The following is a 25,756-nucleotide window of genomic DNA, read 5'->3' as shown; positions in this document are numbered from 1 at the left end:
GGGAGGAATAAGCGAAATAGCGCGTAGGACTTTGCTGCGACCCTCTCTGCATCAGGTTATCGAGCGGTATTCAGCGGCTGGCTGTGGACAATTCCGAGCCAACCGCTGTGATATTTCCCACATTACGCCCGGGCAGGTACGGGCAACGGCGACGCCAGCAAACGCTTGTCCAGCAACCCCAGGCCTTCCTGGAACAACTGGTTGCTGCGCTCGGTGTCGCCCAGTTGGGCCAACAGGCGCGCCAGCTCGGCGCAGGCTTCGGGGTTGCGCTGTACCTGCAAGCTGCTTTCCAGGTAGTCCCGGGCCTTACCCCACAGGCTGTTTTGCAGGCACAGGCGGCCCAAGGTCAGCAGCAGGCTGGCATCGTCCAAGTGGTCCTTGAGCCAGCCCTCGGCAAACTTCAACTGTTTGGCCGGGTCGCTGCCGCGCAGCAGGCCATAGAGCCTGATCAGGTGGCTGTCGTACTCACGCTTGATCGCGCCCCGCAGCACTTCTTCGCCTTGGGCATCGGCGCCCAGCTGGCGCAGCTGTTCGGCGTAGGCCAGCACCAGTTGCGGCTCCTGGCGCTGGGCGCTGGTCAACTGCTGCCAGGCCCGCTCCAGCGACTGCTGGCCAGCCTCGCCGTGCGTTTCACGCTGCACGGCCAAACTCAGGTTTTCGCCCCAGGCGCGGCGCTCCAGGTCAGCCAGCTCGGCGGCCGGCAGGACTTTGTCCTTGCGCAACTCGGGCAACAAGCGAATCACCGAAGACCAGTCGCCCCGCTGCTGGTGCAGGCGCTGCAATTGGCGCAAGACCTGAACGTTGTGCGGGTGACGCTCATGCATGGCCTGCAAGGTAATCAGCGCCGCATCAGTGTCGCCACGGTCCATCTGCAGTTGCGCATGGCTCAGGGCAATCGCCAGTTCCGCCTGGGGCTGGCGCTCCAACGCACGCTCCAGGAGGCCATCGGACGCTTCATAGCGCCCAAGTTCATTGGCCGCACGGGCAGCGCCGAGGTAGTACAACAGCGGCTGGCGCTCCGCCTCGGCGGCACGGTGCAAGTGACGCTCGGCACTGGCCCAGCGCCCTTCGGCAAGGTCCATCTGGCCTTGCTCGATCGCGATCTGCACACGTCGGCTGCGGTTACGCCGCGACCACGGGTTGACCACGCCGGTAGACGCCATCACCAAACCCAGCAGCACGCGAACCAGGTAGATCGCCAGGCCGACGACAAACAACCCCACCAGCGACGACCACAACCCCGACTCGTAATTGAGCACATGGGGATAGGTGATCAACACGTAGCCTGTGTGCTTCGAAATACCCACGCCCAGCGCCAGGGCGATCGCAATTGCCAGCACCAGAATCACGTAGAAACGCTTCATAGGCTTTATTCCTGGGCCGCCGGTTTGCCAGCGGAAGCCTTGGCTTCGTCCGCAGACAAGTGGCGACGGTCAAGGTACGCCTGCACGGCCGCTAGGCTGGCGGCCAAATCCGGCGTCACCACCGAAACGGCCTTGGGCTCAAGCTCGCCGATACGGGCCAGCATGGCTTTGCTTTGCGGGTTGTCCTGGTTGAAGTTGTCTTGCAGCACGCTGCGCGCTTCGCTCAACGAGCGGCTGTACACCGCAGACTCGCCATTGAGCGCCGCCCATTGTGCCTGCTCGAGCGTCAGGCTCAAGGCCAGGCGCACCTGGTTCAGACCCTGGCCTGCCAGCAATGGGCGGATGTTGTCGTCCGGGTTGAAGTCGATGCGGAAATAGCGGGAGATCTGCGCCCACCATTGGCTCCAGCGGTTGTCGGTGTCGGTGGTCGGGCGCCCTTCGCTCGCGGCCTCCGTCAGCTGGTACTCCGGCGCGACGGCCGCCAACTGCACCACCTGGTCGCGCAGGGCGGCCAATTCCAGGTACAACCCGGTGCGGTCCGGTTGCTCGAGGCTGCGCAGCGCGACAAGGCTTTTGGCCAATTGCTCGCGGGCGGCATAGGCACCCGGATCACTTTGTTCACGCAGGATCTCGTCTGCGCCCTGGACCAGTGCCAGCGCGCTGTTGATGTCTTGCAACGCCGACAAGCGCAAGCTCGCCAGACGAATCAAGTGTTCGGCTTCGGCCAGGCGCCAATCCTGGCGGCTGGCGCCCAGCACGGTTTCCAGGCGCTGGCTCAGGCGCTGTTGGTCGCCCTGCAACTGCGCGACCAGGCGACGACGCTCTTCCAGCTCGTCAGCCCCCGGTAACTGGCCCAGGCGCGTGGCCAGTTGTTGCTGGCCCTGCTTGAGGCTCTGGGATTGGTCGTCCAGGGTTTGCACCTGACTCGACTGTTGCTGGCTGCTGGCTTGCAGCGCGCGGACCTGCCAGATCCCCCAACCACCGGCCGCAACACCTGCGGCGCCGAGCAGCAAGGCCACGATGGCCAGGCCATTACCCCGGCGTGGAGCGGGGGCAGGTGTCTCACGCGGCGCATCAAGCGCGGGCTGAGCTTCATCTTTAGGCAAGGCTGTTTCGCTCACGTATCCATCCTTCGCGTATCAGAGAGTGGGAACGGTATGACTCCGTAGCGCCACTAACAAAGCCGCGGCATTCGCGCCGCGACAATCCACAACAGTTTGCGCACCCGCCGCCCGCGCTATCTCGGCCACTCGCGGGCTGGGCACGAACAGCGGCAACCGTGCCACTTGGGGCCAGTCGGCACCCGCCAGGGCGTGCAGGTGAAAAAAACCCTGCCCACTGCTGACCACCAGGCCGTTCAAGCGTTCCACGTTTATGCGTTGGCTCAGCGCTGCCGGGGCGTATTCGGGCATAAATCGCCGGTACAGTTCCAGGTAGTCGACACTAGCACCTCTCTGGCGTAAACGCTCTGCCAGCAGGCCCCGGCCACCTTCACCCCGCAGGATCAGCACCCGGGCATTGGGCCGCGCGATAGCCTCGCGCAAGGCGGGCAGTTCAAGCAAGGCTTCACTGTCATCGGCCTGGGGCGGGTAGCGGACGTCCAGCCCATGATCCGCCAGCACCTGAGCCGTCGCGGCGCCGACGCTGAACCACGACAACCCGGGCGGTTGCGGCCAGTGTTGGGCCAGCAGTTGCACGCACTGCCGCGCCGCAGGTTTGCTCACCACGATGACTGCACAGTAGCGGTCCAGGTCGCGAAACGTGGCGTGCTGCTCGGCCGTGGTGGGCAATGCTTCGATGCCCAGCAACGGCAGGCTGCTGCTGAAGATGCCAGCGTCGGCCAAGGTGGCCGCCAGCGCCGCCGATTCCTCGGCGGGCCGCGTCAACAGCACACGCCAGCCCGTCACTGCGGGCCAGCCTCGCCGTAGACTTTTTGCAAGATGGCGCCGGCGCCTTTTGCCAGCAGTTCTTCAGCTACCATAATACCCAGGCTGACCGCCTCGCCACGCGGCGCGCGGCGCTCGGCGGTGAGGAGCAGACCGCCCTGCGGGTCACCCACCAGGCCGCGCAGCCAGAGGTTTTCACCCTCAAGCACCGCGTAACAGGCGATCGGCACCTGGCACCCGCCGTTGAGGCGCTTGTTAAGGGCACGTTCGGCAGTCACACGGGTGTCGGTGTCGTGGTGGTCCAGCGGCTTGAGCAAGGCGTGAATTTCGTGGTCTGCGGTGCGGCACTCGATGCCGACCGCGCCCTGGCCGCCCGCTGGCAAACTGTCTTCGACGCTGATCGCCGAGGTGATGCGGTCTTCAAAGCCCAGGCGGATAAGACCGGCCGCCGCAAGGATAATGGCGTCATATTCGCCCGCGTCCAACTTGGCCAGCCGCGTGTTGACGTTGCCCCGCAGGAAGCGGATTTGCAGGTCCGGGCGACGGGTCAGCAGTTGCGCCTGGCGCCGCAGGCTTGAAGTGCCCACGATGCTGCCCTGCGGCAGTTCTTCGAGCGACGCGTAGGTGTTGGACACAAACACGTCACGCGGGTCTTCACGCTCGCAGATGCAGAACAGGCCCAGGCCTTCGGGAAAGTCCATCGGCACATCTTTCATTGCGTGCACAGCGATGTCGGCTTCGTTTTCCAGCAGAGCGTTTTCCAGCTCCTTGACGAACAAGCCTTTGCCGCCGATTTTCGACAGTGGTGAATCAAGCAACTTGTCGCCGCGACTGACCATCGGCACCAACGACACTGTAAGGCCGGGGTGGGCCTGCTCCAGGCGTGCCTTGACGTATTCGGCCTGCCACAGGGCCAGGGCGCTTTTGCGGGTGGCAATGCGAATTTCGCGAGAGGACATGGATCAACCCGTACTGATATAGAGACGGCAGATCATAACAGCTCAGGTCAATGCGCTTTGATTTGAATCAGTAATCGCAAGGGCCTGCCTGGCCCTATCGCATCGGGACCAGAGACGCGAGCCGCCCCGCCCACGGGCTAGAGCTGCTGCATCATCTTGCGCACGCCGGCGACATGGCGCCGGCTGACGATCAGGGCGTCGCCATTGAGCCCCTTGAGGTACAGCTGAAAGTGCCCAAGCGGGGTGCGCTGCAACTTTTCGATACGCTCGCGGGCCACCAGGGCGTTGCGGTGGATGCGTACAAAGCGGTCGCCGAATTCGTCTTCAAGTGCCTTGAGGGGCTCATCGAGCAGCACCTCACCAGCCTCATGGCGCAAGGTCACGTACTTGTGATCGGCAATGAAGTAGACCACCTGGTCCAGCGGAATCAGCTCGATGCCTTTGCGGGTACGTGCACTGATATGGCTGCGCGGGCCGTTGCCGCTTTGCGCCGCGGGCAGGGTCAAGGCCGCGAGTTGCACGCGGTTGGGCCGCTCGGCCTTTTTGACCGCACGCAACAGGGCGTCCGCGCTCGCAGGCTTGACCACAAAGCTCGCGCCGCTGGCTTCAAGGGCCTCGAGGGAAAATTCGTCTTGCCCGACGCACAACACCACCGCAGGCGGTGATTCTCGCTCGCTCAAGCGGGCCGCCACCTGCAAGCCGTCAAGGCCGGGCATGCGGATATCGAGTAACACGACATCCGGCTTGAGGCTGTCGATCAAGGCCAGGGCTTCCTCGCCACTGGTGGCGCTGGGCTCAAGGACTGTGTACCCCTCGAGTTCGCCGACCAATCGGGTCAGCCGCTCGCGGGCTTGGGGTTCGTCATCAACGATCAGGACATTCATATTGCGCTGGATTCCTGCGTGAGTCTCGCACAAGGATAGCGTAGACAGGTGCGGTGACTTACGTCACGGCGATCCACGCTAAGACTGGCGCAAGCGGCAAAAAGTGCCCCAAAAGCGGCACCAATATTTACCCGGACCTGTTCAATCGTGCCAGAGGCCTGCTGCCCTCGGACATCGTCGTAGGGTTTGCTGATACACAATACGAACACCCCCCTCTACAAATGAATAGCCTGGAGTTCGACCGCACGGCCCGGCATTGGTGCACCGAGCAACGCTCTATCAGTGCAACTGTAGACGCTCACGAAGACGATATTGCTCAATTGACAAATATCGTTCCAATTAACCCCACTTTATTACCTCAAGGGCTCGCCGCTTTAAACCTCCTGCCCTCAAGTCTCGTCCTGCACGCGGTCGGCGGCAAGGCACTTGGCCACTTCGCAAACAAATAAAAATGCCCGACCGCCGTTCCATCGCCTCCCAGGGCAACCCTGTTATGATCGGCGCCACACTTTCACGCCTCTTTCCAGCCCATCACGAGCACATTCATGAGCACCGACAAGACCAACCAGTCCTGGGGCGGCCGCTTCAGCGAACCCGTCGACGCCTTCGTCGCCCGCTTCACCGCCTCCGTCACTTTCGACCAGCGCCTGTACCGCCACGACATCATGGGCTCCATCGCCCACGCCACGATGCTGGCCAAGGTCGGCGTGCTGACCGACGCCGAGCGCGACAGCATCATTGACGGCCTGACTACCATCCAGGGCGAAATCGAAGCCGGCACCTTTGACTGGCGCGTCGACCTGGAAGACGTGCACATGAACATCGAGGCTCGCCTCACCGACCGCATCGGCGTGACCGGCAAAAAGCTGCACACCGGCCGCAGCCGTAACGACCAGGTGGCCACCGACATCCGCCTGTGGCTGCGCGACGAAATCGACCTGATCCTGGCCGAGATCACCCGCCTGCAAAAAGGCCTGCTGGAGCAAGCCGAGCGCGAGTCCGGCACCATCATGCCCGGCTTCACCCACCTGCAAACCGCGCAGCCGGTCACGTTCGGCCACCATCTGCTGGCCTGGTTCGAAATGCTCAGCCGTGACTACGAGCGCCTGGTGGACTGCCGCAAACGCACCAACCGCATGCCGCTGGGCAGCGCCGCGCTGGCGGGCACCACGTACCCGATCGACCGCGACTACACCGCACAACTGCTGGGTTTCGACGCCGTGGGCGGCAACTCGCTGGACAATGTCTCGGACCGTGACTTCGCCATCGAATTCTGCGCCGCCGCCAGCATTGCGATGATGCACCTGTCGCGTTTCTCCGAAGAGTTGGTGCTGTGGACCAGCGCGCAATTCCAGTTCATCGACCTGCCGGACCGCTTCTGCACCGGCAGCTCGATCATGCCGCAAAAGAAAAACCCCGACGTGCCGGAGCTGGTTCGCGGCAAGAGCGGCCGGGTGTTTGGCGCACTGATGGGCCTGCTGACCCTGATGAAAGGCCAGCCGTTGGCCTACAACAAGGACAACCAGGAAGACAAAGAGCCGCTGTTCGACGCCGCCGACACGCTGCGCGACTCGCTGCGTGCGTTTGCCGACATGATCCCGGCGATCAAGCCCAAGCACGCCATCATGCGTGAAGCGGCGCTGCGCGGGTTCTCCACCGCGACCGACCTGGCCGACTACCTGGTGCGTCGTGGCCTGCCGTTCCGTGACTGCCACGAAATCGTCGGCCACGCCGTGAAATACGGCGTGGACACCGGCAAGGACCTTGCCGAAATGAGCCTGGAAGAACTGCGCACATTCAGCGACCAGATCGAGCAGGACGTGTTCGCCGTACTGACCCTGGAAGGCTCGGTAAACGCTCGCAACCACGTGGGCGGCACCGCACCGGCGCAGGTCAAGGCCGCCGTGGTGCGCGGCCAGGCACTGCTGGCCAGCCGCTAAAACGCCTCGCAGGCAAGCCAGGTGACGCTGGCCTGCCTACTTCTTGGCCGCAATCATCGCCATGAACGCCGGCATCGCCGCGTCCTTGTCTGCCGCTACTCGCCGGGCATTAGGCAACGCGTGCAAGCGCTCGAGCAGCGCCTTGGCCGCTGGCAGCTCGGCTAACAGGTCCAGCTCAACAGGTTTCGGGCCACGCCGCACGCGTTGTCCACGCTGTACATGAAGTACAGGTCTGCCAGGGTAAAACGCTCCCCCGCCACATAGGGCGCAAACCTGCCGTGCCGCTTCAAGGCACCGATGCCCAGCAGCAATTCAGTCCTGGATTTGTCCTTGATCGCCTCGGGCACCTGCATGCCAAAAAACGCCTCGGCAAAGCACGCCCGCGCGGGCAGCTCAATGTACAGCTCGATTTCCCGGCACAGCGCCAGCACCTGGGCACGCTGGAAGGGATCGCCCGGCAGCAGTGACGGCCCTTCCTGAGTCTGCTCAAGGTATTCGAGGATCACGCTGGTTTCATTGATAAAACCCTGACCGACGCCCAGCACCGGCACTTTGCCACGAGGGCTCACCGCCAACACTTCGGCGGTCTGGCCCGCGTAAAACGGGACCTCTTCAAAGGGCAATCCTTTCTCCAGCAGCGCCAGCTTGACCATGTTGTAGTAGTTGCTGACCGAAAAACCATAAAGTTTGAGCATCACGTGCCTCCTGGCCGGACGAGGGGTTGGCAGGGGCCAGTTATAGAACGCACGGCGGGATCTGGCCAGCGCCATCAGTGTGCTGAATGGGCGTAGACTGGCACCCTTTCCTTCAGGAGCCCCGCCATGAGCGAGCCAACCGACATCGACAACGACGAAGAAGCCTTCACCGAAACCACCTTGATCGACGCGATCGAAAACCAGATCGAAAGCGACAACCCGCCTGCGGCCAAAGCCACGTTCAACAAGCTGACCCTGGTGGGTTACGAGCGCGACGACATCCTGAACATGATGGCCCATGTGCTCGCCATCGAAATCGACGCCCTGCTTGAAGAAGACCGCGCGTTCGACACCCAATGGTACGAAACCGCCTTGCGCGCCCTGCCCGAGCTGCCACCGGAAAAGCCATAAGCACCGACTACGTCTGACTGGACAGCTCGGCAAAGTGGGTCCACCTTATGGACTGCTTGCGCCTAACAATTCCTAGAAAGTCTGGAGTCCTTATGTCGTATACCCCTGAGTTGGTTGCCGAACTGGAAATCCTTGCACTGTTTAACCTGGGCAGCTCCCAGGAAGGCCTGAAGGTTCATCAGACCGCCGCTCCTTCTGCCATCGCGGCTGCCCATCGCCTGTTCGACAAAGAATTGATCACCCAGCCAGACGGAGGCTACCTGACCAGCCTCGGTCGGGACGCCGCCGAACACGCACAAAGCCTGCTGACTATTCTGTCCACGCAAACCGAAGCCGCCTGACACACCGTATCGCCCACGGGGTCCCTGTTCCGGGGATTTCGCGGGCCTCTGTGTGCCAGTGATAAAATTTTGACGTCAAAAACAAATTCCCTCTAAACGTCCTACGCTACTGGCTGTAAACTCCTACGCGGCCGCCCATGTCGGGCCCTGCAAGCCAACGAGTTCGACATGCCCCTCACCCATGAAATACGCCCCGACCTGGACGAAGGCATCGACCGCAAGGTGCTGGCCCGGTTGCGCGCGCGATTCATGGCCCTGAACGAAGGCCGCATGGCCCGGGCACTGGAAGGCCTGACCCCGCGCCAACAAAGCGTGCTCACGCTGTTGCCGCTGTTTTTTCACGTCAATCACCCGTTGCTGCCCGGCTATGTGTCGGGCAGCACCCCGGCCGGGCTGTCGAATTTCGAGCCCGACGCCCAAGCCTTGACCGACGCTCAGCGGTTGACCCGCACCTTTTCCTACAAACCCCGGCGCGGGAACCCGCCCACGCCGATCCACGGCCTGTTCCTGATGGGCAGCCTGGGCACCCTGGCCCAGGCGGATCAGAGCGACATGGACGTGTGGGTCTGCCACGCCGCCGACCTGGGCGACAACGAACTGGCCGAGCTGCGCAAGAAATGCCAATTGCTGGAGGCCTGGGCCCTGACCATGGGCGCCGAGGCGCATTTTTTTCTGATCGAACCGACGCGGTTCGTGCTCGGCGAGCGCGACGCCCAGTTGAGTTCCGAAGACTGCGGCACCAGCCAGCATTACCTGTTGCTGGACGAGTTCTATCGCACCGCCATCTGGCTCGCCGGGCGCACGCCGATCTGGTGGATGGTGCCGGTGTACGAAGAAACCCGTTACGCCGAGTTCACCCACGCGCTGATTTCCAAACGGTTCATCCCCGCCGACGAAACCCTGGACCTTGGCCACTTGGCCCACATCCCGCCCGGCGAATTCATCGGTGCAGGCCTGTGGCAACTGTTCAAGGGCATCGAATCGCCCTACAAATCGGTGCTAAAACTCCTGCTGACCGAGGTGTACGCCAGCGAACACCCGCACGTGCAATGCCTGAGCCTGCGCTTCAAGCGCGCGGTGTTCGCCAACCAGGTGAACCTGGACGAGCTGGACCCGTACATCGTGGTGTACCGCCGGATCGAGGAATACCTCAAGGCCCGCAATGAACCCGAACGCCTGGAACTGGTGCGGCGCAGCCTGTACCTGAAGGTCAATCGCAAACTCACCACCGGCCAGCGCGGCGCCAGCTGGCAGCGCCTGCTGCTGGAGCGACTGGCCAACGAATGGGGCTGGGACCAGCGCCAGTTGGCCCTGCTGGACAGCCGCAGCCAGTGGAAAGTGCGCCAGGTGGCCTCCGAACGGCGCGCGCTGGTCAACGAGCTCAACTACAGCTATCGCTTCCTGACCCAGTTTGCCCGCACCGAGCAGACCGTCAGCCTGATCAACAAGCGCGACCTCAACGTGTTGGGCCGGCGCCTGTACGCGGCCTTTGAGCGCAAGGCCGGCAAGGTCGAGTTCATCAACCCGGGCATTGCCCCGGACTTGGCCGAAGACACCCTGACCCTGGTGCAATCGCCCAACCGCAAAGAGCCGGGCCAGCACCACTGGGGCCTGTACAACGGCAGCCTCACGGCCCTGGAATGGGAGCACTTCGCGCCGATCAAGCGCAGCCGCGACCTGCTGGAAATGCTCACCTGGTGCCATCGCAACGGCGTGATCGACAGCAGCACCCGCCTGGCCTTGCACCCCGGCACCAGCGACATGACCGAATTCGAGCTGTTCAACCTGCTGGGCAGCCTGCAACACACCATCAGCCTGCCGCTGGCAAGCGTGGATGAGGAAGCGCTGCTGCGCCAGCCAGTGCCCGAAGAGGTACTGATTCTGGTCAACGTGGGCATCGACCCGCTCAAGCATCATCGCGACCTCAACATCCTGATGACCACCGAGCGCACCGACTCCCTGAGTTACGCGGGCGTGCGCGAAAACCTGGTGCTGACCCTGGACCAGGTCACGCTCAACAGCTGGAACGAGGTGCTGACCAGCCGCTACGACGGCCCCTACGCCCTGCTCGACTGCCTGCGCGACTACCTCAACCAACTGCCCCCCAACCACCTGCCGCGGCTGAAGGTGCGCTGTTTCTGCCACAACCGTGCGCAGTTCATTGCCCGGCGCGTGGAAGAAATCTTCGACACGGTGCAAAACCTGCTGCTGGGCCAGGCCAATCACCGCTACCTGCTGCAAGTGCAGCAGCACTATCACGTGATGGAATTGACGCCCGGCCAAGCCAACCATGTGCCCCTGGCGACCCAGGACGCGTTGATCGCCTACCTCAGCGAAGAACTGGCCAGTTACAGCCCGCTGCACCTGGACGCCATGGCCCTGGAAGACCACGACCTGGCGCTGCTGCTGCCGATGGGCCTGCCCGATTGCGTGCAGGTGTTTTATCGGATCAACGAGGCGTTTGCCGAGCTGTACGTGCTCGATGAGTTCAACGCCCTGTGGCAACAACGGCTGCCGTTTCACGACGAACACAGCCTGCTGGTGCCGTTGCAGCGTTTCCTTCAATCGATCATTTACCGCCGCGAAGCGCTGTCGCCGCTGGACCCGCACCAGCCGTTGGGCGGGGTGCAGACTCTGTATTACCAGCTATTGCCGTCGGGCAGCGGTCGCGTGCGCCGAGCCGAACCGCGCCCCGCCCCGCAAACCCCGGCCAACAAGCCGTTCTACGATGTGCAGGCGATCATCGGCAAAGCCGCGGCAGGGCTGGTGGGCATCACGCTGTATTGCAATCAGCGCGAGTTTTCCGAGCTGGAATTTGGCGACCAGCTGTTTGCCGTGGTCGCCCGGGAAATCGTCGGGCAACGCCGGGAAACCGAGCGCTACCGCTGCTACATCACCGACCTGGACCTGTCCGGCCTGCTCGGCGATGTGCAGAGCCCTAGCAATCTGTACCTGCGCTACAAGGCCGAGCTGGAACAGGCGCTCAACGCCGCGCTGGCGCAGATTTAAAGCGGGAAGTCGCCGCCGTCTTTCGGCTGGCCATCCACACTGAGCAATTGCAGCTTCAGCGTTTTGCCACCCGGCGCTGGCCAGTCGATGTGCTGGCCAACCTGCAGGCCCAGCAGTGCGCTGCCCACCGGGGCCAGGATCGAGACTTTGCCTTCATCGGCATTTGCGTGCTTGGGGTACACCAGCGTCAGGTGGTAGTCCTTGCCGCTGCTTTGCTCGCGGCAATGGACGCTGGAGTTCATGGTCACGACACCCGCAGGTACTTCCTCGTGGCCGACCACGTCTTCGGCGCGGTCGATTTCGGCTTGCAACGCCAGGACACCGGGAGCGTCATCGCCCAGGCGGTCGATCAGTTGCTCCAGGCGCTGCACGTCAAGGCGGGTGAGAATGATGGACGGTGCGGTGGTCATGATTCAGGCAGACTCCTTTTTTCTGCACAAAAAAAGCAAAACCCCGCCAGGAAAAGGCGGGGTTCTCACAGACCTCGATGAGTTGAGGCGTAACCGGACACTACCACAGCGCAATAAATAAACAAGACGACCTCAGACGCAGGCCTTGCGCTCTGCGGCCTGGGCCACGATCACACGGCGGCGCTGATCGTCCGCCGAGCGCCATTCGCGGATGTCTTCAACGTGCCGGAAGCACCCCAGGCAGACTCTGTGTTCATCCAGCCGACACAAACTGACACAAGGTGACGGCACCGCCGGGCTCACGTTACTGAACAGCGGCTTGGGCGGGCGCGGGGCGACGGGCTCGGTCACGGCTCAGATCTCGTCGAAATCCAGCTCGACGCCGGCTTGTTCCAGGGTGATGCGCGCCAGCATTTCGCTGAGCAGCTCGTCGCTGGTGTCGTTGGCCCAGCGCTTTTCTTCTTGGTCGTAGTCAAAGTGAAAACCACCGGAGCGCGCGGCCAGCCACAGCTGGCGCAGGGGTTCCTGACGACTGAAAATCAGTTGGGTGCCGTTTTCGAACTTGACGGTCAGCACACCGGCCGAGTTTTCCAGGTCCACGTCCAGGCCGCTGTCGTCGAAAATATCTTCCAACGCTTGCTGGGTGGCATCCACCAGGTCGTGAAAACGGGCTTCGGTCAAACTCATTGTGGCAACCTCGAAAAGTGTCTGGTTCTGCTCAGGCGGCGCACGATACGGGCGCGCCTTGAGGATTGCAAAGGATACCGATTTCATCACCGGCAGCCGCATGAAATATCCTCAATCAACGTAGTCTAATTCACGGCCAACTCGGCAAAGCCCCGCCGGACGGGTATTTCATCGCATAGGCAAGCTGGCGGGTGGTGGGTATACTCGGGCGCAATTAATGCCTATTCAAGGATTTCGCCATGAAGCGCCTGATCTCTTCCTTAGCTGCGCTCGTCGCGGTCGCCTGCCTCGTTAGTGCCTGTGGTCAAAAAGGCCCGCTGTACCTGCCCGATGACAGCAAAGACCCGAACGAACAGGCGCAATCGTCGCAAACCAAAGCGCACAAGCACGACTCTTACTAAGGGAACTCCATGGACGCTTTTAACTACCGCAACGGCGAGCTGTTCGCGGAAGGCGTAGCCCTGTCCGCCATCGCCGAGCGCTTTGGCACCCCCACTTACGTGTACTCCCGCGCCCACATCGAAGCCCAGTACCGCAGCTTCGCCGACGCGCTGGAAGGCACGCCGAGCCTGGTGTGCTACGCGGTCAAGGCCAACTCCAACCTGGGCGTGCTCAATGTGCTGGCGCGCCTGGGCGCAGGTTTCGACATCGTGTCCCGTGGCGAGCTTGAGCGTGTGCTGGCCGCTGGCGGCCAGGCTGAAAAAATCGTGTTCTCCGGCGTAGGCAAGAGCCGCGACGACATGCGCCGCGCGCTGGAAGTGGGCGTGCACTGCTTCAACGTCGAATCCACCGAGGAGCTTGAGCGCCTGCAACAGGTGGCCGCCGAGATGGGCGTGCGTGCGCCGATCTCCCTGCGCGTCAACCCGGACGTCGACGCGGGCACCCACCCGTACATTTCCACCGGCCTTAAAGAAAACAAGTTCGGCATCGCCATTGCCGACGCCGAAGAAGTCTATGTGCGCGCCGCCCAACTGCCGAACCTGGAAGTGCTGGGCGTGGACTGCCACATCGGTTCACAACTGACTACCCTGGCACCGTTCCTTGATGCACTCGACCGCCTGCTGGCGCTGGTCGATCGCCTGGGCGAATGCGGCATCTACCTGCACCACATCGACCTCGGTGGCGGCGTGGGCGTGCGTTATCGCGATGAACAGCCGCCGCTGATCGCCGATTACATCCAGGCTGTGCGCCAGCGTATCGAAGGCCGCGGCCTGACGCTGATGTTCGAGCCGGGCCGCTACATCGTCGCCAACGCCGGCGTGCTGCTGACCCAGGTCGAGTACCTCAAGCACACCGAGCACAAGGATTTCGCCATCGTCGACGCGGCGATGAACGACCTGATCCGCCCGGCGCTTTACCAGGCCTGGATGGACGTCACCGCCGTGCAGCCGCGCGAAGGCGAGGGCCGCCCGTACGACATCGTCGGCCCGATCTGCGAAACCGGCGACTTCCTGGCCAAGGACCGTCAGCTAGCGCTGGAAGAAGGCGACCTGCTGGCCGTGCATTCGGCCGGTGCCTACGGGTTTGTCATGAGCTCCAACTACAACACCCGCGGGCGTGTCGCCGAGGTGCTGGTGGACGGTGATCAAGCGTTCGAAGTGCGTCGCCGCGAGACGGTAGCCGAGTTGTATGCTGGCGAAAGCCTGCTGCCGGAGTAAGCCATGCTGCTGCGTTTTACCAAGATGCACGGGCTGGGCAATGACTTCATGGTCTTGGACCTGGTCAGCCAGCACGCGCATATCCTGCCCAAACACGCCAAACTGTGGGGCGACCGGCACACAGGGATCGGCTTCGACCAGCTGTTGCTCGTCGAAGCGCCGAGCAACCCGGAGGTGGACTTCCGCTACCGGATCTTCAACTCCGACGGCTCCGAAGTGGAACAGTGCGGCAACGGTGCGCGCTGTTTCGCCCGCTTCGTGCTGGACAAGCGCCTGACCGCCAAACGCCAGATCCGGGTCGAAACCAAAAGCGGCGTGATCGAACTGGACATCCGCAGCGACGGCCAGATCGCCGTCGACATGGGTGCCCCGCGCCTGGTGCCCGCAGACATTCCCTTCCAGGCCAGCGAACAGGCCCTGAGCTACTCGGTGGACGTGGACGGCCAGCCCGTCGAACTGGCCGCCGTGTCCATGGGCAACCCGCATGCGGTGCTGCGCGTCAGCGATATCAACAGCGCGCCGGTTCACGCACTGGGGCCGAAGATCGAACACCACCCGCGCTTTCCGGCGCGGGTCAATGTGGGCTTCCTGCAGGTCATCGACCGTTCCCGTGCGCAACTGCGCGTGTGGGAACGCGGTGCCGGTGAAACCCAGGCCTGCGGCACCGGTGCCTGCGCCGCCGCCGTGGCCGCGATCAGCCAGGGCTGGATGGACTCGCCCCTGTTGATCGACCTGCCCGGCGGACGCTTGTCCATCGAATGGGCAGGCCCCGGCCACCCGGTGAAAATGACCGGCCCGGCCACACGCGTATACGAAGGACAGGTTCGTCTATGAGTGAGCGAAGCCAATGACCGACAAGCCTCAAGCCCCCGCCCCAGCATCCCCGAGCGACAGCCTGGAGGCCGCTGCCGTCGCGGCGTACCTTGAGGCTCATCCAGACTTCTTCGTCGAGCACGAAGAACTCTTGCCCGCCTTGCGCATTCCCCACCAGCGCGGCGACACCGTGTCGCTGGTGGAGCGGCAGATGAAGATCCTGCGCGAGCGCAACATCGAAATGCGCCACCGGCTCTCGCAGCTGATGGACGTGGCCCGCGACAACGACCGCCTTTTCGACAAGACCCGCCGCCTGGTGCTGACGTTGATGGACGCCAGCAGCCTGGAAGAAGCGGTGATTGCCGTGGAAGACAGCCTGCGTCAGGACTTCCAGGTGCCGTTCGTGAGCTTGATCCTGTTCAGCGACAACCCGATGCCGGTGGGTCGCTGGGTCAGTGGCAGCGAAGCGCAGACCGCCATCGGCGGGCTGTTGTCGGAAGGCAAAACCGTGAGCGGGATCTTGCGCGAGCATGAACTGGACTTCCTGTTCGGCGCCGAACAACGCAAGCAAATCGGCTCCACCGCCGTGGTCGCCCTCAGCCATCAAGGCCTGCACGGCGTGCTGGCCATCGCCAGCCGTGACCCCGCGCACTACAAAAGCTCGGTGGGCACGCTGTTCCTGAACTACATCGCCGAAGTATTGGGCCGCGTGCTGCCCCGCTTCACCAGCGCCCTGCGCGCGGTGCGCTAGCCATGGAACGGCAACTGGACGCCTACTGCGCGCACCTGCGCAGCGAGCGCCAGGTGTCGCCCCACACGCTGGACGCCTACCGGCGGGACTTGAACAAAGTCCTGGCGTTTTGCGAAAAACAACAGATCGCCAGCTGGCAGGCCCTGGACATCCAGGGCCTGCGCAGCCTGGTCGCGCGCTTGCACCAGCAAGGTCAATCGTCGCGCAGCCTGGCGCGGCTGCTGTCGGCCGTGCGCGGCCTCTATCACTACCTGAACCGCGAAGGCCTGTGCGACCACGACCCGGCCAACGGCCTGGCCCCGCCCAAGGGCGAGCGGCGCCTGCCCAAGACCCTCGACACTGACCGTGCCCTGCAACTGCTCGACGGCGCGGTAGAGGACGACTTCCTGGCCCATCGCGACCAGGCCATCCTGGAGCTGTTTTATTCCTCAGGCCTGCGCCTGTCGGAGCTGACCGCCCTCAACCTGGATCAACTGGACCTGGCAGACGGCCTGGTGCAAGTGCACGGCAAAGGCAGCAAGACCCGCGTCTTGCCCGTGGGCCGCAAGGCCCGCGACGCCTTGCAGCTGTGGCTGCCGTTGCGCGCCCTGAGCAACCCGCCGGACGAGGCGGTGTTTGTCAGCCAGCAGGGCCGACGCCTGGGGCCGCGGGCCATTCAGTTGCGGGTGAAAGCGGCGGGCGCGCGCGAGCTGGGGCAAAACCTGCACCCGCACATGCTCAGGCATTCGTTCGCCAGCCACTTGCTGGAGTCGTCCCAGGACCTGCGCGCGGTGCAGGAACTGCTCGGCCACTCCGACATCAAGACCACGCAGATCTACACCCATCTGGACTTCCAGCACCTGGCAACGGTGTACGACAGCGCCCATCCACGGGCCAAACGCAGTAAGGGCGACGACTCATGAGTATCAAGCTGATCACCTTCGATTTGGACGACACCCTCTGGGACAACGTGCCCGTCATCATCAGCGCCGAAGCGTCGATGCGCGAATGGCTGGCCGTCAACGCCTCAAAAGTCGGCGACCTGCCGCTGGAGCGCTTCGCCGCGTTGCGCCAGCAGACGGTGCAACGCCATCCAGAGCTCAAATACCGCATCAGCGTGTTGCGCCACCGGGTGTTGATGTACGCGTTTGAAGAGGCCGGTTATCCACAGCCCCTGGCGACGGAAATGGCAGACGCAGGCTTTGAAGCGTTTATCCAGGCCCGCCACCAACTGACGGTGTTCCCCGAGGCCGAACCGATGCTGCAAGCGCTGCGCCAGCACTACCTGCTGGGGGTGATCACCAACGGCAACGCCGACGTGCAACGGGTGGGCCTGGCTCACCACTTTCACTTCGCCCTGCGCGCCGAAGACCTGGGCATCGCCAAACCCGATGCACGGCTGTTCCAGGAGGCGCTGCAACGCTCGGGTGTGGAGGCCCAAGAGGCAGTGCACATTGGCGACCACCCGGGGGACGATATCGCTGGCGCCCAGCAGGCGGGGTTGCGTGCAGTGTGGTTCAACCCCGGCGGCAAAGCCTGGACAGCGGACCACCGGCCGGACGCCGAGATTGGCAACCTGAACGAACTGCCCGACCTGCTCGCCCGCTGGAACGGCTGAGCAAACGCCGCCCATGAAAAAGCCCGCAGCGACGGCGGGCTTTTTCGGCAAGCGGGCAGCGGGCCTCAGATAGGGCGGCTGCCGTACTTGTTATCGGGCTTCTTCGGTGGATCGGCCACCACGTTGGCCTCGACTTCCTGCACTTTGCCGCCTTTAGCGAGGAATTCTTCCATCGCACGGGCCAGCGCATCGCGCTCTTTGTTCTTGGCTTCAACGCTTGGCAGCTCATCCACCGAAACGGCAGCCTTGGCCTTGCCCTTGGCGGTCGGCGCCGGGGCGTCATCACCACCGTCGTCCTCGGCCACGTCTTCGGCGGCGGCCTCAAGGCCTTCTTCAGCTTCGTCTTCGTCGCCTACTTCGAGGTCGTCGTTTTCCAGATCATCGTCGCTCATGTTCTACCTCATGACTTGCGAAAAGCAGATTAGTTATAGCCCAGCTTCGCCGACTGTCGAAGGCTGCCGGGAAAAAATCAACGTCCACGAGAATAACCCGTGGCTTATGCCTCTTCACCGTGCAAGGTGGCGAGGACTTTACGAGCACCGCCATGATCACGGTGCTCGCCCAGATAAACACCTTGCCAGGTCCCCATCGCCAAGCGGCCGGCCCTTACCGGCAAACTCAGCTGGCAGCCCAGGAGACTGGCCTTGAAGTGCGCCGGCAGGTCATCGGGGCCTTCGTCGTTGTGTTCAAACCCCGCCTTGCCTTGCGGCACCAGCGTGTTGAAAAACCGCTCGAAGTCACGGCGAACCGCCGGGTCGGCATTCTCGTTGATGGTCAACGAGGCCGAGGTATGTTGCAGCCATAAATGCAACAGGCCCACCCGGCAGGCCTGCAGTTGCGGCAGGCCGGCGAGCAACTCGTCCGTTACCAGATGAAAGCCCCGGGGCTTGGCCCGCAGGGTTATCACGGTCTGTTGCCACATACAGATCTCCTGCCATCGGCGCGCATTCTAGCGCGCTCTGGAAAAAAACAAAGTGCCGAATACGCCCACATGGCTGTAAGACATTCGCACGCTCAAAAGTGCCGCGCCGATCCCATCACAAACGCGGCCAAAAAACCCATACACCTTTAGCCGCAGACAAACGCCAGACAAAAAAATGCCCGGCAAGCCGGGCATTTTTTTAACGCAGGCTTACAAGTTGTAACCGCGCTCGTTGTGTTCGGCCAGGTCCAGGCCAACCGCTTCTTGCTCATCGCTCACACGCAGACCCATGACGGCGTCCAGTACCTTGAGGATGATAAAGGTCACGATCGCGGTGTAGATCACCGTGAAGCCCACACCTTTGACTTGAATCCAGACTTGCGCACCGATGTCGGTGGTCGCGGCGTTGAAGCCACCCAGCGACGGGGCGGCGAACACGCCGGTCAGGATCGCGCCGAGGATACCGCCGATACCGTGCACGCCAAAGGCGTCCAGGGAGTCGTCGTAGCCCAGTTTGCGTTTGAGGGTGGTGGCGCAGAAGAAGCACACCACGCCTGCCGCCAGACCGATCACCAGCGCGCCCATCGGGCCCACGGTGCCTGCGGCCGGGGTGATGGCGACCAGGCCTGCAACCACGCCCGACGCAATTCCCAGCGCGCTTGGCTTACCGTGTGCGATCCACTCGGCGAACATCCAGCCCAGCGCGGCCGCGGCGGTCGCGATCTGCGTGACCAGCATCGCCATGCCAGCGGTGCCGTTGGCGGCTGCGGCCGAACCTGCGTTGAAGCCAAACCAGCCGATCCACAGCATGGCAGCGCCGATCAGGGTGTAACCCAGGTTGTGCGGGGCCATCGGGGTGGTCGGGAAGCCTTTGCGCTTGCCCAGTACCAGGCACGCCACAAGGCCTGCTACACCGGCGTTGATGTGCACCACGGTGCCGCCCGCGAAGTCCAGCACGCCCCAGTCGCCCAGCAACGAGCCCGGACCGCCCCACACCATGTGGGCGATCGGTGCGTAGACCAGGGTGAACCACACGCCCATGAAGATCAGCATCGCGGAGAACTTCATGCGCTCGGCGAACGCACCGACGATCAGCGCCGGGGTGATGATCGCGAAGGTCATCTGGAAGGTCACGAACACGGCTTCAGGGAACAGTGCCGCCGGGCCTGTGATGCTGGCAGGGGTCACGCCCGAGAGGAACAGCTTGGACAAGCCGCCGACAAACGAGTTGAGGTTGACGACGCCCGCTTCCATGCCCGTGGTGTCGAACGCCATGCTATAGCCGTAGACGAACCACAAGATAGTGATCAGACCGGTGATGGCGAAGCATTGCATCATCACCGACAGAATGTTTTTGGAGCGCACCATGCCGCCGTAGAACAGCGCCAGGCCCGGGATGGTCATAAACAGCACCAACGCGGTGGAGGTAAGCATCCAGGCCGTGTCACCCGAATTGAGGACGGGCGCCGGGGCTGGATCCGCCGCCATGGCCAGGGCGGGCATTACGAGGGACAACAGGGCTCCTAGCCCTGCGAATTTACGCAGAGTCATATTGTTTTCTCCTGGGGCTTGGGGGTTTGGCGGCTTAGATTGCGTCGGTATCGGTTTCGCCGGTACGGATGCGAATAGCCTGTTCCAGATTGACTACAAAGATCTTGCCGTCACCGATCTTGCCGGTGTTGGCGGCCTTGGTTATCGCCTCGATAACCCGGTCAAGATCCTTGTCGTCAATGGCGACATCAATCTTCACCTTTGGCAGGAAATCGACCACATATTCCGCGCCGCGATAAAGCTCGGTGTGGCCTTTCTGCCGACCGAAGCCTTTGACCTCAGTAACGGTAATGCCCTGCACGCCGATCTCGGACAACGACTCGCGTACATCGTCCAACTTGAACGGCTTGATGATGGCAGTGACTAGCTTCATGAAAACTCTCTCCCGAATTGGTGGACTTGCCCCAGGAAAACAAACCCGTCTCAAGTCTAAGCGCAGTGCCTGGCTTTGTAACGCTTCGTCGCCTTGGCCATTGCCATCGCGACGCTCGCTAACCACTGGTGACGAAACATGTACCCGGACCAACGGCGCACTGCATTCGTCACAGCGACTGCATCAGTGCATGGGTCATGATCGTCTAAGCAGAAACCTTGCCAGCTCCGCAAAAACCATTGAAATCAGGTGTTTGCCCTGCACCGCCCAGCGACGGGGCGCGTGGAACGCCAATTCGCGCACAAAAACGGTGCGCACCCGCCAACCCCCCTGCGCGAAAAACGTGCGCGGGCGAATGGAAAAAGTCGATAAATGCCCCGTGATACACTGCGGCCCGATTGTTTTTCCGGACTATTGCCCATGCTCGCGCCCAAAGATCTTCTCGACACCCTCAGCGGCCACGCCTCGCGCCTGTTCAACGGCGACACCGCGTTGCCCCGCCATGAAATCGAAAGCCAGCTCAAGGCCCTGCTGCAAAGCGGCTTCAGCAAACTGGACTTGGTCAGCCGGGAAGAATTTGATAGCCAGATGGTCGTACTGGCCCGCACCCGCGCGCGCCTGGAGAGCCTGGAGGCCAAGGTGGCGGAGCTCGAAGCGCGCCTGGCGCCTGCCGCCGAATGACCCCGGCAGGGGCAACGACGGTGTAACCCGCCTGCCCCGTTACGTACCGTTGTCAGCTCACCCGCTGATAACCGCCCACCAGGCCTTTTTTTGACAACACCCACTGCCACAGCTGGATATCCCGCGCACGAAAGGCCCCCGCGCAGGACAGCAGGTAGTAACGCCACATGCGGTAGAACCGCGTGCCAAACATCTGGGCGAACTCAGGCCACGCCGCCTCGAAGTTTTCACACCAGGCCATCAACGTCTTGTCGTAGTCGGCACCGAAGTTGTGCAGGTCCTCGGCCACGAACAAACCATCCAGGGCATCGCCAATCTGGCCGATCGACGGCAGGTCGCCATTGGGAAAGATGTACTTGTCGATCCACGGGTCCGGCGCGCCGCTGCGCTGGTTCTTGCCGATGGTGTGCAGCAGGAACAGGCCATCGTCCTTCAGGCAACGGTGCGCCACTTCCATATAGGCCCGGTGATTCTTGCGCCCCACGTGTTCAAACATGCCGACGCTGGCAATGTGGTCGAATGGCTCGTCCACATCGCGATAGTCCTGCAGGCGGAACTCGATCGGCAGGTGGGCGTATCTCAAGCGCCCCCAGTCGGCCTGCTCCTTGGAGATGGTCACGCCCACACACTCCACACCGTAGTGCTCGGCCGCGTGCGACATGAAACTGCCCCAGCCGCAGCCGATGTCCAGCACGCGCATGCCGGGCTTGAGCCCAAGCTTCTTGCAGATCAGGTCCAGCTTGGCGAACTGCGCCTGCTCAAGGGTGGTGGCGTCTTTCCAGTAGCCGCAGGTGTAGGTCATGCGCGAGTCGAGCATGCGCGCATAAAAGTCGTTGCCCAGGTCGTAGTGTTGTTCGCCGACCTGCCAGGCGCGCTTGCGGTTTTGCAGGTTCAGGAAGCGGGAGCAGAACGCGTGAAACAGCAACGTGGCGGGGTTGGCCTGCTCGACCACCCCGGAGCGCAGCAGCCGAAAAAAGAAGTCATCCAGTAGCTCGGCGTCCCACCCGCCGTCCATGTAGTCCTCCCCAAGGCCCAGATTGCCTTTGGCCAGGGCCAGGTCGAGCGTGCCGTTGTGGTGCAATTGCATATCGGCGGCCGCCGGGCCGTTGACCTCGATCTGTGCCTGCGCCAGCAACTGCCTTACAAACCGCTCCCCCTGGGACAGCTCATCGGTATCGGAAAAAGATTGATGTGTCTTGTTAAGCACGATTGCTCTCCACCCATGGTGTTGCCTTTCATACCCGCGAGAAGTCTGGCCACTTGGTCTTGAGCTGGGCCTTTCACATTAACTCCGGTACTGCCCCCGAACAGATGTAACAAATCTTATCCAGCCGATTTTTAAAGATATAATGAATTAATATTATCGAAATCATGCAAAATCGGAATGAATGATGGACATCAGGGCCCTGCGTTATTTCGTCGAAGTGGTGGACCAGCAGAGCTTCACCAAAGCCGCTGCCCAACTGCACCTGACCCAGCCGACCGTCAGCAAAATGGTGCAGCAACTGGAATCGAGCCTGGGCCTGACACTGCTCGACCGCGTGGGCAAAAGCTTCACCCTGACCGACGCCGGCCTGATCGTGCTCAAGCGCGCCAAAGAAATGATCGCGCTGCACGACGACATGAACACGGAGCTCAAAGACCTGCAGCAAGTGGAGCTCGGTGCCCTGCGCATGGGCTTGTCGCCCTCCACTCACGTCGCGTTGGCGCCCGTCTTTGCGGCGTACCACGCGCGCTATCCCAAGATCGAGCTGAAGCTGTTCGAGATCGGTGGCAGCACCACCATTCAGGACTTGCGCCAGGGCACCCTGGAGTTCGGCACCATCCTGGACTCGCCCCGCGTCGCTGACATCTGGGAGGAATTCGATTCAATGCTGCTGTTTGAATCGCCGATGTGCCTGCTCGCCCCCTACGACTCACCCTGGAAAAGCCGCCGCGCGGTGGACCTGTGCGAACTGCGGCACAGCGAATTCATCTTTTACGGCGACACCTTCACCCTCAACCAATTCGTGCTCGATGCCTGCGCCCAGGCGGGCTTCGAGCCACGCATCAGCGGGCGCAGCGGCCAATGGGACTTCATCGCCTCACTGGTACGGCTCGGGGTAGGCATCACCTTGCTGCCCATGGCGTTCTGCGAAACCCTGGACCCGAGCCAATTCACCATCGTCCCGGTAAAATCCCCCAGCCTGAACTGGCGCTTGATGCTGGCATGGCGGCGACACGGCAAACTGTCGTTTGCAGCGCAGGCGTGGTTGACGCTGGCCAAGGAACTGATGACGGCGCCGCCGGGGGCGAGTCGCTAGTAAGCGCCAAGTGGCAAACTCCGGCCATTGCCGGAAGGCGTTGCGTGCTTGGGCACTTTAAGCCCAAATCTTAAGTTATTGACTCATTAACACCGTCTTCCAGCACCCAGCCTGCGATAGCTTCTGCAAAACCTGCGCCCTCAACTACCCTTGAGCCACCGCAGGAAGCGGCCCGCCACTTCAAGGAACCGGCTAATCCCAGCTGAAACGGGGCCCGCCATGGTTGGGAGCGCCCTAAAACGTGGGTACGATCAGTGGAAATGGTGATTCAGCGTTGACGCCACGGCATGAAACGCTCGAAAACAAAACCGATAGCAATGGATTTTTGCGGATCAATCATGTTGGAGCCGCATAGCTGGAATCAGCTAATTACTGCCCCTTTCGGGCCGCTGGCAATCAGCGCAGCACCACAGGCGGTTTTCATGCCGTCAAGCGCGATGGGCACGCCATCGACGGTGTAGGTGCTACTGCCCTCCGCAATCGGGAAAATCCCCTTACACAGCGGGCAGCTAACCTTGTGACCGACCCCGGCAATCGGCTTGCCGTTGAGGTCGGTTCGGGAGAATGCTTCGAGCACTTTGCCACCGTGGGTGGTGGAGTCGCCCAAGCGTATGGCGTCTTTCATGTCGTCACTCCTTTGAGTTGTGAGCGGATGGCATTACTCCTCGCGTGTTGCTTCCGGGATAAAGCTGTCGAACCAAGCGATTAAAAGCATTTGAACAGCCTTGCAATCTGGCTTCTTTTATCATCGAATCGGGAGTAAAGCACTTGTACGTTTCATGCACTGCCTTCTTTGCTATGTCACCAAAACGCTTATTATCAAAATCACACTCAACAGTTGAAATCATATAGGAACTTTTTTTGGATCGCTGACCAAATCTTATTACGATCCTTTTGTCAAAAATCAGTGCACCTTCACTTTTATCTTCGGAAAAATAGAAAAAAATCCGATTATCGCCTATATGTCTCGCCGCTGTAGCAAATGGTTGCTTTCTTAAAAGAGAAGTCAGCCTCACCCCACATGCAACACCAAGGCCGCTCCCTAATTTCTCGCTCACAAAAAAATATTGCTTAAATACAACCTCTATTTTTCGACGTAAATAAGGAGCATTGTATGCCTTCTCGAAAAAATGAAAATCGTCCAGATCCCCGACCAACTCAAAATCTGCATTTATAAATTCCACCTCAGATAAACCCTTCAACCCAAAAATATTTGGCTGAAGATTACCCGCCCCGTCTAAAAACAGCGCAATCAACTTATAAAAATCAGTAGAAATCATATATTCCCTTATTTACGCGCTACCGGGTTCGTTCCAGCGGCATGGTGCCCACTCAGAATGGTACCGACCTGTTTCAGTTCCGGCACACGTGCAGAACTTGGATTTGCGTCGACTCCAGCCTGTGCAGCTTTGGTAAGCCGATAGGTTTGCCGAGGTATTTTAGAACACACTCACATGCCCTCTCCCATTGGGAATTGGGCATGCTGAAGTTGCCTTGTCGGCCGGTCCAAGTACAACACGGGTTCCCTCAGAGTTCGGTTGAACATCAATGTGACCACCGGCGGGAGGCAAGCCAGACGCGTTCACGTTAACGTGAACACCTCGAGCCAACACGTATAGATTTTTTGAACTACCCACTCAGAAAACAAGTTTACGCCTGCTCCAGTCCCGACTCTCGAAGAGTTATTGAGCGCTGATCCAAGCGGAAATTTTTTCCTTTATTTCGTCCAGTAAGGCTAGGTTGCCGATTACAACAAGCTCACATCCTGCCTCCTTGTCACGATATGAGCAAAGCTCATGAACATCCTCATCTAATACAACCCTAAGAATCTGTCCACTTACTTCATTTTTCGCGGAAAATATTGGATTACCATCCATAAATGGTAGTCCATTTGAAAAAAAAGTATTGTAACAAGGAGCCTTAAATACTTCGACGGCAGTTTTGCTCGCCTGAACCTTCAATCGGAAATAATCATAAAAACTCCGCTCCAATTCAAAATAGCAATCTTTATTAGTTAAATATTCATTAAACACTTTACTACTCCACAAAAGCTTTACCAGCTATTACTTCAATATCCACACGCTCACTTTTTGTGTCTTTTACCATGAACGTCCGACTGATGTGCGCATCTGCCCCGCCACACTTAACCGCATTGTCAATATATCTATCTGCTTTCTTAAAGGCATCCTGACGGGCGGCAAGATCCTTTTTATTTAGTTTTCCTTTTAACTCCTCGAGCTTTATCTTGGCATCGCTAGCGGTCAAAGGCGTGTCCTGGTTCCATGCTACCGACTCTTCAAGCTTGGCACCTTGAGCTTGAATACGTCCCCGATGCGCTGCCAACCCCAAAGGGTCGATCCAGCCCAAAGGATTAGGGGCATATTGATAGATATTTATACCACCCTCATAACTTAAGGGATCCTTACTGATGAACCGACCAACCCCCGGATCATAGTACCGATACCGGTTGTAATGCAGCCCCGTCTCATGATCGTGATACTGCCCCTGAAACCGTATCGGA

The 25,756-nt window shown here is 61.2% G+C and carries 30 protein-coding genes and 1 pseudogene; 13 read left to right on the top strand and 18 right to left on the bottom strand.

Annotated features, from left to right (window positions below):
- Positions 1–122: 122 nt before the first annotated feature.
- The 5 genes from ACW9H9_RS21445 to ACW9H9_RS21425 form a co-directional block, all read right to left on the bottom strand.
- Positions 123–1,364 (bottom strand): heme biosynthesis HemY N-terminal domain-containing protein, encoded by a 1,242-nt coding sequence (locus ACW9H9_RS21445; protein ID WP_457345143.1) that lies wholly within the window; start codon positions 1,362–1,364, stop codon positions 123–125.
- Between the two features lie 5 nt (positions 1,365–1,369).
- The gene (locus ACW9H9_RS21440; RefSeq protein WP_457345144.1) at positions 1,370–2,485 is read right to left on the bottom strand and encodes a uroporphyrinogen-III C-methyltransferase; all 1,116 of its coding nucleotides are present in this window, start codon (positions 2,483–2,485) and stop codon (positions 1,370–1,372) included.
- 18 nt (positions 2,486–2,503) lie between these two features.
- Positions 2,504–3,271 carry a uroporphyrinogen-III synthase gene (locus tag ACW9H9_RS21435; protein ID WP_457345146.1) on the bottom strand — a complete coding sequence of 256 codons (768 nt, stop codon included), beginning with the start codon at positions 3,269–3,271 and terminating at the stop codon, positions 2,504–2,506.
- Entirely contained in the window at positions 3,268–4,209 is a 942-nt protein-coding gene (hemC, locus tag ACW9H9_RS21430) for a hydroxymethylbilane synthase (protein WP_457345147.1), read from the bottom strand. The genes ACW9H9_RS21435 and hemC overlap by 4 nt, the downstream gene beginning before the upstream one ends.
- Before the next feature lie 137 nt (positions 4,210–4,346).
- The gene (locus ACW9H9_RS21425) at positions 4,347–5,093 is read right to left on the bottom strand and encodes a LytR/AlgR family response regulator transcription factor (RefSeq protein WP_457345149.1); all 747 of its coding nucleotides are present in this window, start codon (positions 5,091–5,093) and stop codon (positions 4,347–4,349) included.
- Between the two features lie 53 nt (positions 5,094–5,146).
- Here ACW9H9_RS21425 and ACW9H9_RS21420 point away from each other — a divergent pair, with 53 nt between their 5' ends.
- Together ACW9H9_RS21420 and argH are read left to right on the top strand one after the other, a co-directional pair.
- On the top strand, positions 5,147–5,542 hold the full coding sequence (locus ACW9H9_RS21420) for a hypothetical protein (protein ID WP_457345150.1): 396 nt from the start codon (positions 5,147–5,149) through the stop codon (positions 5,540–5,542).
- A gap of 96 nt (positions 5,543–5,638) precedes the next feature.
- Positions 5,639–7,033 carry an argininosuccinate lyase gene (argH, locus tag ACW9H9_RS21415; RefSeq protein ID WP_457345152.1) on the top strand — a complete coding sequence of 465 codons (1,395 nt, stop codon included), beginning with the start codon at positions 5,639–5,641 and terminating at the stop codon, positions 7,031–7,033.
- Positions 7,034–7,069: 36 nt separating this feature from the next.
- On the opposite strand, the pseudogene ACW9H9_RS21410 reads toward argH, so the two are convergent.
- Positions 7,070–7,728: pseudogene (locus ACW9H9_RS21410) on the bottom strand (glutathione S-transferase family protein).
- Positions 7,729–7,854: 126 nt separating this feature from the next.
- On the opposite strand from ACW9H9_RS21410, the gene ACW9H9_RS21405 reads away from it, so the two are divergent.
- The 3 genes from ACW9H9_RS21405 (at position 7,855) to ACW9H9_RS21395 (ending at position 11,489) form a co-directional block, all read left to right on the top strand.
- A complete protein-coding gene (locus ACW9H9_RS21405) occupies positions 7,855–8,139 on the top strand; it encodes a hypothetical protein (RefSeq protein ID WP_457345153.1) in 285 nt (94 codons plus the stop codon).
- A 92-nt stretch (positions 8,140–8,231) separates the two neighbouring features.
- Complete coding sequence (locus tag ACW9H9_RS21400) at positions 8,232–8,480, top strand: TIGR02647 family protein (protein WP_457345154.1); 249 nt, start codon at positions 8,232–8,234, stop codon at positions 8,478–8,480.
- A 168-nt stretch (positions 8,481–8,648) separates the two neighbouring features.
- Positions 8,649–11,489 carry a class I adenylate cyclase gene (locus tag ACW9H9_RS21395; protein ID WP_457345156.1) on the top strand — a complete coding sequence of 947 codons (2,841 nt, stop codon included), beginning with the start codon at positions 8,649–8,651 and terminating at the stop codon, positions 11,487–11,489.
- Here the strand turns inward: ACW9H9_RS21395 and rnk are convergent.
- From rnk to cyaY, 3 genes are all read right to left on the bottom strand, one after another.
- Positions 11,486–11,899, bottom strand: a complete 414-nt coding sequence (gene rnk, locus ACW9H9_RS21390; RefSeq protein ID WP_457345157.1) for a nucleoside diphosphate kinase regulator — start codon at positions 11,897–11,899, stop codon at positions 11,486–11,488. The two genes, ACW9H9_RS21395 and rnk, sit on opposite strands and share 4 nt — an antisense overlap.
- Before the next feature lie 132 nt (positions 11,900–12,031).
- The gene (locus ACW9H9_RS21385; protein WP_457345158.1) at positions 12,032–12,250 is read right to left on the bottom strand and encodes a DUF1289 domain-containing protein; all 219 of its coding nucleotides are present in this window, start codon (positions 12,248–12,250) and stop codon (positions 12,032–12,034) included.
- 3 nt (positions 12,251–12,253) lie between these two features.
- Entirely contained in the window at positions 12,254–12,586 is a 333-nt protein-coding gene (gene cyaY, locus ACW9H9_RS21380) for an iron donor protein CyaY (protein ID WP_457345159.1), read from the bottom strand.
- Positions 12,587–12,825: 239 nt separating this feature from the next.
- Here cyaY and lptM point away from each other — a divergent pair, with 239 nt between their 5' ends.
- Genes lptM through ACW9H9_RS21350 form a run of 6 tightly spaced genes read left to right on the top strand, consistent with a single transcriptional unit; the run spans position 12,826 to position 17,405 of the window.
- Positions 12,826–12,987 (top strand): LPS translocon maturation chaperone LptM, encoded by a 162-nt coding sequence (lptM, locus tag ACW9H9_RS21375; RefSeq protein ID WP_322148315.1) that lies wholly within the window; start codon positions 12,826–12,828, stop codon positions 12,985–12,987.
- Positions 12,988–12,996: 9 nt separating this feature from the next.
- Positions 12,997–14,244, top strand: a complete 1,248-nt coding sequence (gene lysA, locus ACW9H9_RS21370; RefSeq protein WP_457345161.1) for a diaminopimelate decarboxylase — start codon at positions 12,997–12,999, stop codon at positions 14,242–14,244.
- A gap of 3 nt (positions 14,245–14,247) precedes the next feature.
- Complete coding sequence (dapF, locus tag ACW9H9_RS21365; RefSeq protein WP_457345162.1) at positions 14,248–15,078, top strand: diaminopimelate epimerase; 831 nt, start codon at positions 14,248–14,250, stop codon at positions 15,076–15,078.
- Between the two features lie 13 nt (positions 15,079–15,091).
- Positions 15,092–15,808, top strand: a complete 717-nt coding sequence (locus tag ACW9H9_RS21360; protein WP_457345163.1) for a DUF484 family protein — start codon at positions 15,092–15,094, stop codon at positions 15,806–15,808.
- 2 nt (positions 15,809–15,810) lie between these two features.
- Positions 15,811–16,710: a tyrosine recombinase XerC gene (xerC, locus tag ACW9H9_RS21355; protein ID WP_457345165.1), complete on the top strand. Its 900-nt coding sequence runs from the start codon at positions 15,811–15,813 to the stop codon at positions 16,708–16,710.
- Positions 16,707–17,405 (top strand): HAD family hydrolase, encoded by a 699-nt coding sequence (locus ACW9H9_RS21350; protein WP_457345166.1) that lies wholly within the window; start codon positions 16,707–16,709, stop codon positions 17,403–17,405. The genes xerC and ACW9H9_RS21350 overlap by 4 nt, the downstream gene beginning before the upstream one ends.
- Positions 17,406–17,470: 65 nt before the next feature.
- Here ACW9H9_RS21350 and sutA read toward each other — a convergent pair whose 3' ends face one another.
- The 4 genes from sutA to glnK all read right to left on the bottom strand — a co-directional run bounded on the left by sutA (position 17,471) and on the right by glnK (position 20,251).
- Positions 17,471–17,797, bottom strand: a complete 327-nt coding sequence (gene sutA / locus ACW9H9_RS21345; RefSeq protein ID WP_457345168.1) for a transcriptional regulator SutA — start codon at positions 17,795–17,797, stop codon at positions 17,471–17,473.
- Positions 17,798–17,901: 104 nt separating this feature from the next.
- Positions 17,902–18,327, bottom strand: a complete 426-nt coding sequence (locus ACW9H9_RS21340; protein ID WP_457345169.1) for a secondary thiamine-phosphate synthase enzyme YjbQ — start codon at positions 18,325–18,327, stop codon at positions 17,902–17,904.
- A 210-nt stretch (positions 18,328–18,537) separates the two neighbouring features.
- Positions 18,538–19,878, bottom strand: coding sequence for an ammonium transporter (locus ACW9H9_RS21335; RefSeq protein ID WP_457345170.1), 1,341 nt, complete (start codon positions 19,876–19,878; stop codon positions 18,538–18,540).
- A 34-nt stretch (positions 19,879–19,912) separates the two neighbouring features.
- The gene (gene glnK / locus ACW9H9_RS21330; RefSeq protein WP_002555808.1) at positions 19,913–20,251 is read right to left on the bottom strand and encodes a P-II family nitrogen regulator; all 339 of its coding nucleotides are present in this window, start codon (positions 20,249–20,251) and stop codon (positions 19,913–19,915) included.
- A gap of 420 nt (positions 20,252–20,671) precedes the next feature.
- Between glnK and ACW9H9_RS21325 the strand changes: the two genes are divergently transcribed.
- Positions 20,672–20,932 carry an accessory factor UbiK family protein gene (locus tag ACW9H9_RS21325; RefSeq protein ID WP_457345171.1) on the top strand — a complete coding sequence of 87 codons (261 nt, stop codon included), beginning with the start codon at positions 20,672–20,674 and terminating at the stop codon, positions 20,930–20,932.
- Between the two features lie 52 nt (positions 20,933–20,984).
- Here ACW9H9_RS21325 and cfa read toward each other — a convergent pair whose 3' ends face one another.
- Entirely contained in the window at positions 20,985–22,097 is a 1,113-nt protein-coding gene (gene cfa, locus ACW9H9_RS21320) for a cyclopropane fatty acyl phospholipid synthase (protein ID WP_457345179.1), read from the bottom strand.
- Between the two features lie 226 nt (positions 22,098–22,323).
- On the opposite strand from cfa, the gene ACW9H9_RS21315 reads away from it, so the two are divergent.
- Positions 22,324–23,235 carry a LysR family transcriptional regulator gene (locus ACW9H9_RS21315; protein ID WP_457345172.1) on the top strand — a complete coding sequence of 304 codons (912 nt, stop codon included), beginning with the start codon at positions 22,324–22,326 and terminating at the stop codon, positions 23,233–23,235.
- A 361-nt stretch (positions 23,236–23,596) separates the two neighbouring features.
- On the opposite strand, the gene ACW9H9_RS21310 is transcribed toward ACW9H9_RS21315, so the two are convergent.
- The 4 genes from ACW9H9_RS21310 to ACW9H9_RS21295 all read right to left on the bottom strand — a co-directional run.
- A complete protein-coding gene (locus ACW9H9_RS21310) occupies positions 23,597–23,860 on the bottom strand; it encodes a PAAR domain-containing protein (RefSeq protein ID WP_025113301.1) in 264 nt (87 codons plus the stop codon).
- 4 nt (positions 23,861–23,864) lie between these two features.
- On the bottom strand, positions 23,865–24,515 hold the full coding sequence (locus ACW9H9_RS21305) for a hypothetical protein (protein ID WP_457345173.1): 651 nt from the start codon (positions 24,513–24,515) through the stop codon (positions 23,865–23,867).
- 402 nt (positions 24,516–24,917) lie between these two features.
- Entirely contained in the window at positions 24,918–25,268 is a 351-nt protein-coding gene (locus tag ACW9H9_RS21300; protein ID WP_457345175.1) for a hypothetical protein, read from the bottom strand.
- Between the two features lie 4 nt (positions 25,269–25,272).
- A partial coding sequence (locus ACW9H9_RS21295) for an RHS repeat-associated core domain-containing protein (protein WP_457345177.1) occupies positions 25,273–25,756 on the bottom strand: 484 nt, incomplete at its 5' end.

This window comes from Pseudomonas sp. SDO5215_S409 (assembly GCF_054071325.1).
The sequence above is the reverse complement of the archived record's forward strand: the minus strand, read 5'-3'. Positions and strand labels throughout refer to the sequence as shown.